Genomic DNA, 12,664 nt, shown 5'->3' on the forward strand with positions numbered 1-12,664 from the left:
AATCTAAGATTAAAGGTTTTTTTATTCGTTTTTTTAATTTTTATTATTTTAAGCTTCCTGTCATGTCCTCGGGCTTTACCCAATCATCATAATGCTCAGCAGTGACATAACCTAAGTTAATAGCTTCTTCTTTTAAGGTGGTACCATTAGCATGAGCGGTATTGGCTATTTCGGCAGCCTTATAATAACCTATTTTAGTGTTTAAGGCAGTAACAAGCATTAGTGAATTATTTACAAGCTCCGTTATTCTTGCATAGTTTGGTTCAATACCAGAAGCGCAGTTTATATCAAATGAAACACAAGCATCTCCAATTAATTGAGCTGATTGCAGAACGTTAGCAGCCATCATAGGTTTAAAAACATTTAACTCATAATGCCCTTGAGTTCCCCCAACAGTAACAGCAACATCATTCCCCATAACTTGGGCACAAACCATAGTCATGGCTTCAGCTTGTGTCGGGTTTACTTTTCCGGGCATAATGGAAGACCCTGGCTCATTTGCAGGAATTATTAATTCTCCAATTCCAGAACGTGGTCCTGAAGCCATTAAACGAATATCATTAGCAATTTTGTTTAACGAAACAGCCAATTGTTTTAATGCGCCATGAGTTTCAACTAAAGCATCATGAGCCGCTAAGGCTTCAAATTTGTTTTCAGCAGTTATAAAAGGAAGGTTGGTAAATTCAGCAATATATTTAGCAACCAACACATCGTATCCTTGAGGAGTATTAAGACCGGTACCAACAGCAGTACCTCCTAAAGCCAATTGAGATAAATGAGCCATTGTATTTTTTAAAGCCTTTAAACCAAAGTCTAATTGAGCTACATAACCCGAAAATTCTTGTCCTAATGTAAGCGGAGTAGCATCCATTAAATGTGTACGCCCAATTTTAACAACATTTTTAAACTCTTCAGATTTCTTTTGTAGAGTATTTCTTAACTGCTCAACACCAGGAATGGTAACTTCTACTATTTTTTTGTAAGCAGCGATGTGCATTCCAGTAGGAAATGTGTCATTTGAAGATTGGGATTTATTGACATCATCATTGGGTTGAATAGTTTTTTCACCTTCACCAATTATTTTTCCCGCTATTTCATGTGCCCTATTTGCAATAACTTCATTAACATTCATGTTTGATTGCGTTCCAGAACCGGTTTGCCAAATGACTAAAGGGAACTGATCATTATGTTTACCTGATAAAATTTCATCACAAACCAAACCAATTAAATCACGTTTATCATTAGTTAAAACGCCTAAGTCAGCATTTGCATAGGCTGCAGCCTTCTTTAGGTAAGCGAAGCCATAAACAACCTCTAAAGGCATAGAACCAGCTGGTCCAATTTTAAAATTATTTCTTGAGCGCTCTGTTTGAGCTCCCCAATATTTATCAGCAGGTACTTCTACCTTACCCATAGTGTCTTTTTCGATTCTGTATTTCATTATTTAGTGATTTAAATATGCTAAGAATTAATCATCATCAAAATTACAAATTCTACTGATTTTAATAGATGATTTTTATTAGATTTTATTGTTTGATATAAAAAATAGTTATAATTTTGCTACGTAACAATTATTAATGTAATACAAATGTTAGATTTTTCACAGTTTTCAGGATTAGTTTTGTTCATGTTTATTTTTACGGCTGGTTTTTGGTTGTTGATATTCTTATTAACATTTGTGGTTCCTTACTGGATAGGTGGTACTATCTGGGAAAACTTTAAATTGAAAAAAGAGGCAAAAAAAGCTGCTGAAGGTAAGTAGTTTTTATATATAAAATTTTAATTAAACTCGTTTCTAAAAGTAACGGGTTTTTTTATTTGATAAACATACCTTATATAAAATTAATTGACAAAATTTTTATTGATAGGTACTTGGTTTCAAGTAAACTTTTCTTTTTTAGAAAACCTTTCTTCTATTAAACATAAATTAATGTTATAAGGCCTTCAAATATATACAGATAAAAGCGAACTCATTTTATGAACAGGTGTCAAAAAAATAATTAAAGTTGTGAGTTAGAGGTATTCGTTTCTGAAGTTTCAACAATGTATTTATGATTGGTTTAAATATAGCTTTTGTAATTTTTATTTTTTTAAAACACTTTCATCCATAATTTCATTCCTAAAGAAACTATTCTAAGTATGCATCAGGCTTACAAAGTTCTATTTGTTTAAATTTTAATTTTACAATACCTGATAATTCAAATTGTTTTAAGATTTTAGAAATTACTTCTCTTGTTGTACCAATTTCTTTAGAGAGTTCATTGTGCGAGAGTTTTATAATATTTGTATTCTTTTTTTGGGTGTATAATTTTAAATATTCAAATAATCTTTTATCAATTTTATTAAAGGCAAGGTTTTTAAACGAATGAAGAAGATCTTGATAGCTAAAAATAAATGAGCTGGTTGTGAAGTTATTCCATGATTTATATTTAAAACTCCATTCTTTCACATACCGAACAGGAATTTTAATAATGGTTGTCTCCTCTTCTGCTTTTGCTTGTACAAGGCTCAAACAGTCTCGAAAAGCAGCAGATAAAGATAGAACGCATGTTTGAACAGGAGTAACATAGTAAAGTAGAATTTGTCGATCTTCGTTTTCCTGCCAAACCCTAACTTTTCCTGATATTACAATAGCTAACCATTTTATATATTTACCTTTTTCAACTATAAAGCTTTCTTTGTTTACTGTTTGCACGATAGCATTATCCAAAATGTCTTTTTTTAGATTTTCTTCAGTAATAGATAAAGACTTAAATAATTGATCAAACTCTTTCATAGTTATGATTTTGTTGTTGTTTTAAAATTTTTTTGTTTCGGAAACTTAAACTTTTTAAATTATAAACTCACAGCGTTAGGAACTAATCCTTTATAATTACCATTGTTTCTTATAACGTCTCTTACAATAGATGATGAAATATAACTTTTACCTGACGAGGTGAGTAAAAAAACTGTTTCAATTTCAGAGAGTTTCCTATTCGTATGTGCAATAGCCTTCTCAAATTCAAAATCTGCAGGATTTCGGAGACCTCTTAAAATAAAATTAGCATTTTGTTCTTTACAGAAATTAACCGTTAGACCTCTATAGGTAAGAACTTTAATTTTTGGTTCGTGTATAAAAGTTTTTTCAATAAATTTTTTTCGTTCTTCTAATGAAAACATATATTTTTTTTCAGCATTGATACCAATGGCAATAATTAACTCGTCAAACAAGGTAACTCCTCTCTCTATTATGTCAACATGCCCAAGAGTTATGGGGTCAAAGGAACCAGGAAAAACAGCTTTTTTCATAAAGGTAGAAATGTATAATAGGTTGTTTATTATTTGTTTAAAGATTGTTGTACAGAATTATTAAATAATTCGGACAGTTCTATACCATATTCTTTTGCCTGTTTTGGTAAAATACTAGCTTCCGTTAAACCTGGTACAGTATTCATTTCCAGAAAATGAGGAACATCTTTCACAAGTATATATTCAGAACGTGAAAAACCAGTCATATTTAATATGGTATAAACTTTTTTTGCCATTTCTTTTACTTTCGTTTCTTGAAACTTGGTAAGCCTTGCAGGTGTGATTTCTTCAGATTTACCGTTATATTTTGCGTCATAATCAAAAAAATCATTTTCAGATACTATTTCAGTTATTGGGAGTACAGTTACTTCCCCTTTATATTCTATAACACCAACGGAAACTTCAATACCATCTAAAAAGCTTTCAATAAGTATTTCAGAGTCTTCTTTAAAAGCTTTGTCAATAGCTTTTGATAAGTTTTTTTCTTTATAAATTTTCGAAATCCCAAAACTAGAGCCAGCATTATTCGGTTTAACAAAACAAGGGAGTCCAACTTTTTCTATTATTTCAGAAGTAGTGTAATTAGCTCCTTTATTAAGGTAAACAGATTCTGCAGTAGGAATACCGTAATGTTTAACCGCACTTAAAGTGTCTCTTTTGTTAAAAGTTAGCGCCATTTGGTAAAACGGTGCAGATGTGTGTTTCATATTTATTAATTCAAAATAAGCAAGAAGCTTTCCATCTTCTCCTGGGCTACCATGAATTGCATTAAATACACAATCAAATGTTATTTTTTTATCACCTTTAAAAAAAGAAAAGTCTTTTTTTTCAATTTCATATTCCTTGTTATTATCAATAACTACCCATTTATTAGGTAAAATATGAACTTGGTACGGGTTGAATTTCTCTTTGTCAAGATGTTTAAAGGCGACACTACCACTTTTCATAGAAATAGCAACTTCCGAAGAGTACCCCCCCATAACAACGGCTATATTTTTTTTCATTTATAAATTAAGTTATCAATTATAGTAAAAGTAGTTTTTACAAACTTACCAAAAAAGTAAATTACATGTAATTTGTCAATTAACTTTAACAATAAGATGTTATCAATAAAACATAAACTAAAATAAAGAGAGCATTCGATAATTATTATAAACTGAGTTAACTATTTTTGGTGTAAATTTGTGTGATTTTACTAAAATTATGATGAGCAACATTTCAGAAAAAATTAAAGGAGTATTATTATTTCTAAAAAGTAAAAACTTTTTAAAACAAGTTGTGATTTCAGTTATTGGAATATTTTTAGCTGTTGTCTTGTTGCAATGGTGGCTAAATCTAACTACGAATCATGGGCAAAAAATTCAAGTCCCAGATTTAGATAAACTATTGTTAGAAGAGGTAGAAAGAAAGTTAAATGAGCTTGATTTAAAATATTTAGTTATTGATAGTGCTAGCTATAATCCAAATTATCCTAAAAAATCAGTGATAGATCAGAATCCATCGGCAGGTGATTTTGTAAAAGAAAAAAGAAAAATATACTTAACCTTAAACCCATCGAGATATAGAGATGTTGAAATACCTGACTTAAATGGCAGGACAAGAAGACAAGCAATTACACATTTAAGATCCATAGGTTTTGTAGTGGGAGAAAAAATTACATGGGTAAAGGATTTAGGAAAAGATGTTGTAAGAGGTTTGACTTTTAAAGGAAAAAAAATCAAACCAGGAGCTAAAATACCAAAAAGATCTAAAATTAATTTAATTTTGGGTGATGGGAACGGAGAAGAATAAAAAATCTAAGGAAGATAAAAGCCAAGATATGGATAATGATGAGTTATACGAACACTATCGTTTTATAGCTAATGAGGGGCAGGCTCCTTTGAGAGTGGACAAGTTTTTAATGAATTTTATCGAGAACGCTACTCGAAATAAAATACAACAAGCTGCTAAGGCGGGAAATATTTTAGTAAATGAAATTCCAGTAAAAGCAAATTATAAAATTAAACCAAAAGATGAGGTAAAGGTTGTTTTGGCATATCCTCCTCATGAAAATTTATTGGTAGCTGAAAATCTGCCTTTAGATATAGTGTATGAAGATCAAGATGTTATAGTTGTTAATAAATCACCAGGCATGGTGGTTCATCCTGGTCATGGAAATTACTCAGGAACTTTAGTAAATGGATTAATACATCATATAGAAAATTTACCAAATAATTCTAGTGATCGCCCAGGGCTAGTACACAGAATTGATAAGGATACAAGTGGTTTACTTGTAGTGGCAAAAACAGAACATGCAATGGTGCATTTATCAAAACAATTTTTTGATAAAACAACAGAGCGCTTGTATTACGCATTGGTTTGGGGTAGTGTAGAGGAAGACAAGGGTACAATTAAAGGGAATATTGGTAGAAGTCTAAAAGATAGAATGCAGATGTCAGTTTTTCCAGATGGAGAATATGGAAAACCAGCAGTAACCCATTATGAAGTAATAGAAAGATTTACCTATGTTACTTTGGTAAAATGTAGACTCGAAACAGGGAGAACTCATCAAATAAGAGCCCATTTTAAACATATAGGTCATACTTTATTTAATGACGAACGCTATGGAGGAAATCAGATACTCAAAGGAACTACTTTTAGTAAGTATAAACAATTTGTAGACAATTGTTTTAAAGAGTTGCCAAGACAAGCATTACACGCAAAAACATTAGGCTTTGTACATCCAAGGAGTGGTAAATATTTAGAGTTTAATTCTGAACTTCCAATAGATATTCAAAATTGCATTGAAAAATGGAGACGGTATTCTAAAAGCTCTACTACTGAATAATAAAATTATTGAATTTCTAAGAGTGTATTATTGTGTCAAAAAATAAGTTCTACATTTTTTGTTTTTACTATGCGAATAGTTAATATAAACAATACACAACTTATATACTTATTAAGTAACACCATACTGAATGACAAACAAAAGAAACCAAAGCTGTTCGGTTAATTTTTTGAACTTAATTAAAAACCTTTAATGTTAAATTAAGTAATCGAATCCATATTCGTAATTAAGTCTTTTATTTTGAAGGGGTTATTGTTTTTTTGTTTTTTTTAAGTGTTGATTATTAAAAGCTTTTTTGTAATCGCTGAGAATTGGATATTTCAAAAACTTTTGCGTAATTGGTTTAATATTAAAATCTCAGAGTAGTTTTTTTTATGTCAAAGCATGAGTTTTTACTAAGTTCAAAATTCTTTCAAATTGTTCTTTCAATCCCATGTCTGAATTATCAAACTCAATAGCATCTTCAGCAACAACTAATGGAGAATCAGCTCTTGTTGAATCAATTCTGTCTCTTTCTTGTACGTTATGAAGAATTTCTTCATAGTTGACACGATCTCCTCTGTCTACCAATTCTTTGTAGCGTCTTTTGGCACGTTTATCAGCCGAAGCAGTCATGAATAGTTTAAGCTCAGCATTAGGAAAAACAACGGTTCCAATATCTCTCCCGTCCATAACAACTCCTTTATTTTTACCCATATTTTGTTGCTCGCTGACCAATTTTTTGCGTATTTCAGATATTGTTGCTACTTTACTAACCAGTTTAGAAACCTCAATCGTTCTAATTTCTTTTTCAACATTAGTGCCATTTAAATAGACTTCAGCATAGCCTAGAGAGGGGTTAAATACAAAGGAAATAGAAATACTACTTAGATCATCGATTAGTTCTGTAGTGTTGAAATGATTTTTTGAGATTAAATTTTGTTGCATTGCATATAGTGTTACAGCTCTGTACATTGCTCCTGTATCTACATAAATATATCCTAATTCTTTAGCAAGTTGCTTGGCAATAGTACTTTTTCCTGTAGAGGAAAACCCATCAATGGCTATTGTTATTTTTTTGGTCATAAAATTTCTGTAATTATAACAAATATAGTGTATATTCTTATAAAAGATGGCTCAAATAAATAGAAAGATTTAGAGAGAAATCACAATAATTTAATTTCTATTTACATAGTAATTTGAATATTATTTAATAGAAATGGTTGCTTTCATAATTAAATATGACTAATGTAATTAATCTTTGTCAAGGTCAATTTGAATACCAAACGTATTTGTATTTGTAGCTGAATGAAACTTTGAGTAAGCATAATTGAACTTGAAATATTTATTTTTGATACCAATACCAAACGATAGGCCACCAAAAGAACGTACATTTTGCAATTGCAATTCTTTACCTCTTCTAAAGTTATACCCCATTCTTAAATTTATTGCTTTGTTTTTAAATAGTTCAGCTCCAAAACTTACGTGTCTTATTAAATTATTGAGAAAGGATATATTTTCTTCGTACTCGTTGCCTTCCAAATCTGTTTTCTGATTAGAAGGGTTAGGAACGCCTAACTTCCATTTTTGTAAGTTATCAACGGTTATATGCCATGTAAGTGGCATTTTTTCCAGATTATAGGAAAAAGCAATTGCTATGTCAAGTGGCAGTTTTTCACGAGTATTGATGAATGGAGTTAATTGTTTTCCAATATTTCTTAATAGTATGCTAAATATAAAAGGAATATTTTTCTTTCGATAAGAAAAACCTAGGTCAAAAGCAATTCCCGTAGAAGAAAATGTATCTATGTAAGCATAAATAAATTTAGTATTTATGCCCAAATACAAATTACAATCACATAATTTTTTTGCATAACCTATTGATAAAGAGATGTCATTTGCGTTAAAAGAACCGTTTTCTCTTCCTTCTTCATCAATTCTAAGCAAAGAACCATAGGTTAAATAGTTTATATTTCCGTATAAAGTCCCAAAACTTTTGTTGATATAATGCGCATATGATAAAGATCCAATTTGAATATCCGATAAATAGCTGGTGTAGTTGACTGATATTTGTTTGTGTAAAGTATGAGTTATAATAGAAGGGTTCCAGGCAGGTTGGTCAATGTCATTTTCTAACGTATATATCTTACCGCCCATCGCAACTTGCCTTGGTGAGCTAGAAATATTAAGAAATGAAAAAATAGAGTTACCACCTGTTTGAGTAAATGAAGGTGTGTTAAAAAGAAGCAGTAATAAGCTAAATTTTATGTTCACAGGTTTAAATTTATCTTAATCAAAAAGGTAATGAATTATTTTATTTTTTTGATTGTATTGAAATGTTTTTTTGTAAATGTGAGGATTATTTTATATTTTGCCCGCTGGCAGATTATTTATATGTTGCTATTTATTAAAACAATATGTATCTTTCCGCCCCCTAAAAAGAATTCCTTAGATGAGTGAAATATTAGCTAAAAGCATAAGAATACTTTTAGTAACAATGATGTTATTTTTAAGTTTGGTCCTAAAAGGACAATCATTGCTTGCTCCAGACTTAGGAGATATTGATGTTAATAATTTTGTTTGTAGTCAAGGTTCTAATGTTGACTTCGACTTGACTTTTAAAATTACAGGGGGGTTATTTGAACCTGACAATGTGTTTCAAGTTGAGTTATCTGATGAAAATGGTACATTTACTTCGACTCCGGATAGGTTTATTAGTCGAATAGCAAATAAAAATAATACTTTTCTGGATATACCAGCAACGTTTCAATTCCCTGCAGGTACTTTTGGAACAAAATATCGGATAAGAATTGTTGCTTCTAATCCACCAGTCCAAGGTCCAGCCTCCGATTTTTTTTCAGCTTATGATATGATAGATGATAACATACCTACGACGTCTCCAGGAACACAATACATTTGCGGTAATTCAGGAGATGCTGTTGAAATTGTTTTAAACACAACGAAAACAGCAAAATTTGAATGGTATAAAGATGGTGTTTTTTTAAAAGAAACGAATGAGCCGAGAATTAGTGTAAACGACGAGGGGAGATATGTAGCAAGGATTGAATATGGTGCTTGTGGAACTGTTAGTTCTATATCAAGTAGGGTGATTGTTGTAGAAAGCAATGTAGCAAATATTCTAGGGCAAAATGAAATTGAAATATGTTCAGATGAAACACATACTTTTGAGGCAGAAGATATTACTGTTCCTGGTGTCACTTTGATATATAATTGGTATAAAGATGATGAGCTAGTGACTTCTTCACCTTCTAGAACTTATACTACGCCTAATACACGTCAATTTGGAACCTACCACTTAGAAGTACAAGCAGGTAATAATTGTACTTTTCGGTCACAAGATATTATTTTAAGGCAAAAGTCAACGGCAAGTTTTACAATAACCAATAATCAAACAGGGAAAGATATAATACTACCCGGAGAAACAAAAGAATTAACGTTTGAAATAGAGCCTGCGTCTACTTCAGTTGATGTTATTTGGTTTAAAGACGGACAACAAATAAGTGTTTTTTCACAATCACTCAACGCTATAGAACCTGGAAAATACTATGCAAGAGTTACAGAAACAGCAGGTGCCAGTGGATGTCGTTTTTCGCAAGATTCTGAAATTTTTGAACTAGTAGGTTTAGATGAATTTGACTTAACCATTCGAACTTCTAATAATTATGTTGAATGTGATAGTGATTCTACAGATCTACTAATGGTTGGTGTTACAGCTATAGGAACAGATGGTGAAGAATATCAATTATCAGATGATCAAATAAATGAAAATTTAAACTACAAATGGTTTAAGAATGGTGTTGATACAGGAGTAACAACTAGTAGCTTAAATGTTCTATCTTACACAGAAAATGGATTATATAAATTAGTAGCGAGTACCCGATCTGGTAATAGCATTAGTAATGAATCAAATGAGATAGATGTCAAACTAACAGTAAGATCTCCAGAAATTTTATCAAGTTCAACATCCAACTCCTTGTGTGACGGAGGAACTATTACTTTATCTTTTTTAGAAATGGTTGCTGGATTTACGTATACATGGTTTAAAGATAATGAAGAGCTGACATTAAGTGATCCTAAAACTTTAGAAGTTATTGAGCCAGGAGAATATAAATTGCAAGTCTCTGGCTTTGGCTGTTTAAAAGAATTAGATCCTGTTAATATAATACCCTTTGATGATTCGGCTGTTCAGGTGACACCATCTCAAATAGTAGTACTACTATCAGGCGAAGCAACAATAATAACGGCAAGTGGAGCCGAATCTTATGAATGGTATGAAGAAGATTCAGGAGATTTATTGTCAACAAATGAAACAGTTGAAGTAAATAATATCGGACTTTATTCGTTAATAGCTAAAGTAGGTGATTGTCGGGTGACAAAAATGATAGAGGTTGTTGAACAAGATGATCAAATTATTGTGCCAAATATTATATCTCCTAAAACAATAGACGGAATAAATGATACTTGGCAAATATCAAATAGATATTCTTTTCAACCAACGGTGACCATTAGTATTTATAATTCTAACGGGGGCGAGGTTTTAACAACAACCGAATATAAAAATGATTGGCCTAAAGATGATTTAGGAAATCAAAGAATATTTTATTACAAAATAATAAGAGATGAGAAGCTTGTTAAAGCAGGAAGTATCTCAGTAATAGACTAGAAGGGAAATATATGATTAAAAGAAATATTATTTTAGGACTGCTCATGTACTCAGCCATAGTTGGGGCCCAGGTTTCTGGTGGTTCGCAAAAATATAATAGCTTTACATCAAGGAATTTTATGAAGTTTAATCGCTTTCTTACAGTGCCTACTTTTTCGGCTTTAAGAGAAAATAAAACTTCCTTAAATGCAATTGTTAGGAATAGTTTTGTTGATTTTGAGGATTCTCCAAAGTTATATCTTTTAAGTTATGCAGGTAAAATGAGAGAAAATGTAGGTGCAGGATTAGCGGTTTATCAGCAAGAAGTAGGAGTATTTAAAGATTTTGGAGCTTTAGCTAATTACGCTCACAGAATGCAACTTAGTGATAATTTAGATCTGACATTTGGTTTTAATGTACTTTACAGTAGGAGAAGTGCAGATGGCTTAAAAGTCAACACACAGCAACCAGACCCTGCCATAAGTAATTTTCAAGATATTCCTATAGTTAATTGGCAACCGGCAGTTACTTTGTCTTTTGGCAAGTTTGATGTTGGAGTGTTTTTTGAAAATTTATTGGATTTTGAACTTAGAGAAAATAAAATGGCAACATCATTCTCAGAAAAAACATATTCAGGTCATTTAGTATATACCCATGAGTTTACTTATGCTGGAGGAATTTTTGAAGCTGCAGTTTTCAGAGTTTTAGGTTTAGCTAGAAAGCCAGGTGATGGTGATTTTGGTTATGGAGGAAATGTTATTTTTGATCTACCTAAAGCAGGTTGGCTAAAAGCAGGTTATGATAAGGAATATGGCATTTCAGCAGGAGCAGGTGTTAATTTATCAGATAAAATTTCCATTGGTTTTTCATATGAAAAAGGAGATTTCGCAGCTACCAATGAGATAGGAATCATCTATAATTTTGGCGAAAAGAGTTTTTCAAGAAGAGTTCCAAAAAGGAGGTCAGGAAGTGTTAGTGTAAAACTTCCTGAAAGAAAGCCGAAAAATAAATTTAGAGCCAATGATTCATCTAAAGAATTAAATAGCGCTTATGATTCAATTAATAAATTAAATAAAAAAGTTGATGAAATTCTGCGAATTTTAAAGGAAAATCCGCCTCCAGCTAAAGAGTTGCCTGAGGAAAAAGATACTTCTGAACTTGTAGTAATTCCAGAAAACGAAGAAAAAGATACATCTTTAAGAAGAAGAACTGATACACCGTGGAGAAGAAGTACTATAACAAGAACAAGAAACGGTGGTAGTAGAACAGCTTATTATGTGGCAGCCAATCAATTCAAAAGTAAAGAAAATGCTGAAGCATATATAGAAGAAAAGAAATGGAAATTTGAAAAAGAAGGTATAGATGCTAAGTATGTATATGACTCGAAAACCAAGTTTTACTATGTTTATTTTGATAGTTTTGCTAAAAAAGAGAATGCAGAAAGAATGACCGAAGAATTCAAAGATAAAAAACTTTTCGATGGAGAAGATAATGATCCTTTGGCTTTAAAGAATAAAAAAACATATAAAGAAGCTGTATTTATTGTAAAAATAACTACAGGAGATGGTAAACAAACTTATAAAGAGCGGAAACCACAACCACCAGCAAAAATTTTAACAATAAAAAAAGTTGGAAATATGGAAGAAGGTTATTATATTCAGGTCGGTGCTTTTGGTAATAAAGCGTATGCAGATAGATTTGTAGATGAACTACAAAATGATAATATAGCTGCTGGTTACTTTATACATCCAAGTACTGGGCTAAGACACGTATACATATTAAAAACGATAAGCAAAGCGAAGGCTATTAAACTATATGAAAATAACCTAAATGGAGCTTATTACGATCGAAAATCAATCGTAAATATTAAATAATTTAAATTAAAAAAAGTACTAGTTAAATAAATT

The 12,664-nt window shown here is 31.2% G+C and carries 11 protein-coding genes; 5 read left to right on the forward strand and 6 right to left on the reverse strand.

The window, feature by feature from the left end:
* Window positions 1–43 precede the first annotated feature (43 nt).
* Window positions 44–1,441 carry a class II fumarate hydratase gene (fumC, locus tag ACSIGE_RS15070; protein ID WP_440880706.1) on the reverse strand — a complete coding sequence of 466 codons (1,398 nt, stop codon included), beginning with the start codon at window positions 1,439–1,441 and terminating at the stop codon, window positions 44–46.
* A gap of 147 nt (window positions 1,442–1,588) precedes the next feature.
* Between fumC and ACSIGE_RS15075 the strand changes: the two genes are divergently transcribed.
* On the forward strand, window positions 1,589–1,762 hold the full coding sequence (locus ACSIGE_RS15075) for a hypothetical protein (protein ID WP_440880707.1): 174 nt from the start codon (window positions 1,589–1,591) through the stop codon (window positions 1,760–1,762).
* Between the two features lie 366 nt (window positions 1,763–2,128).
* Here the strand turns inward: ACSIGE_RS15075 and ACSIGE_RS15080 are convergent, their stop codons facing one another.
* From ACSIGE_RS15080 to ACSIGE_RS15090, 3 genes are read right to left on the reverse strand one after another with little or no spacing between them, the layout of a single operon-like run.
* Window positions 2,129–2,776, reverse strand: coding sequence for a Crp/Fnr family transcriptional regulator (locus ACSIGE_RS15080; protein ID WP_440880708.1), 648 nt, complete (start codon window positions 2,774–2,776; stop codon window positions 2,129–2,131).
* Window positions 2,777–2,835: 59 nt separating this feature from the next.
* Window positions 2,836–3,288 carry a pantetheine-phosphate adenylyltransferase gene (coaD, locus tag ACSIGE_RS15085; RefSeq protein WP_440880709.1) on the reverse strand — a complete coding sequence of 151 codons (453 nt, stop codon included), beginning with the start codon at window positions 3,286–3,288 and terminating at the stop codon, window positions 2,836–2,838.
* A 29-nt stretch (window positions 3,289–3,317) separates the two neighbouring features.
* Window positions 3,318–4,292, reverse strand: coding sequence for a D-alanine--D-alanine ligase (locus ACSIGE_RS15090; protein WP_440880710.1), 975 nt, complete (start codon window positions 4,290–4,292; stop codon window positions 3,318–3,320).
* 202 nt (window positions 4,293–4,494) lie between these two features.
* On the opposite strand from ACSIGE_RS15090, the gene ACSIGE_RS15095 reads away from it, so the two are divergent.
* Both ACSIGE_RS15095 and ACSIGE_RS15100 read left to right on the forward strand, forming a co-directional pair.
* Entirely contained in the window at window positions 4,495–5,079 is a 585-nt protein-coding gene (locus tag ACSIGE_RS15095; RefSeq protein ID WP_440880711.1) for a PASTA domain-containing protein, read from the forward strand.
* A 28-nt stretch (window positions 5,080–5,107) separates the two neighbouring features.
* Window positions 5,108–6,115 carry an RluA family pseudouridine synthase gene (locus tag ACSIGE_RS15100; RefSeq protein ID WP_440882224.1) on the forward strand — a complete coding sequence of 336 codons (1,008 nt, stop codon included), beginning with the start codon at window positions 5,108–5,110 and terminating at the stop codon, window positions 6,113–6,115.
* A gap of 372 nt (window positions 6,116–6,487) precedes the next feature.
* On the opposite strand, the gene cmk is transcribed toward ACSIGE_RS15100, so the two are convergent.
* Together cmk and porQ are read right to left on the reverse strand one after the other, a co-directional pair.
* Entirely contained in the window at window positions 6,488–7,180 is a 693-nt protein-coding gene (gene cmk, locus ACSIGE_RS15105) for a (d)CMP kinase (RefSeq protein WP_440880712.1), read from the reverse strand.
* A 168-nt stretch (window positions 7,181–7,348) separates the two neighbouring features.
* Window positions 7,349–8,368, reverse strand: a complete 1,020-nt coding sequence (gene porQ / locus ACSIGE_RS15110; RefSeq protein WP_440880713.1) for a type IX secretion system protein PorQ — start codon at window positions 8,366–8,368, stop codon at window positions 7,349–7,351.
* Window positions 8,369–8,546: 178 nt separating this feature from the next.
* Between porQ and ACSIGE_RS15115 the strand changes: the two genes are divergently transcribed.
* Both ACSIGE_RS15115 and ACSIGE_RS15120 read left to right on the forward strand, forming a co-directional pair.
* The gene (locus ACSIGE_RS15115; protein WP_440880714.1) at window positions 8,547–10,778 is read left to right on the forward strand and encodes a gliding motility-associated C-terminal domain-containing protein; all 2,232 of its coding nucleotides are present in this window, start codon (window positions 8,547–8,549) and stop codon (window positions 10,776–10,778) included.
* An 11-nt stretch (window positions 10,779–10,789) separates the two neighbouring features.
* Window positions 10,790–12,631 (forward strand): PorP/SprF family type IX secretion system membrane protein, encoded by a 1,842-nt coding sequence (locus ACSIGE_RS15120; RefSeq protein WP_440880715.1) that lies wholly within the window; start codon window positions 10,790–10,792, stop codon window positions 12,629–12,631.
* The last annotated feature ends 33 nt before the right edge of the window (window positions 12,632–12,664 follow it).

It is taken from the genome of Tenacibaculum profundi (assembly GCF_052050075.1).
In the GTDB taxonomy this organism is placed as follows: Bacteria; Bacteroidota; Bacteroidia; order Flavobacteriales; family Flavobacteriaceae; genus Polaribacter.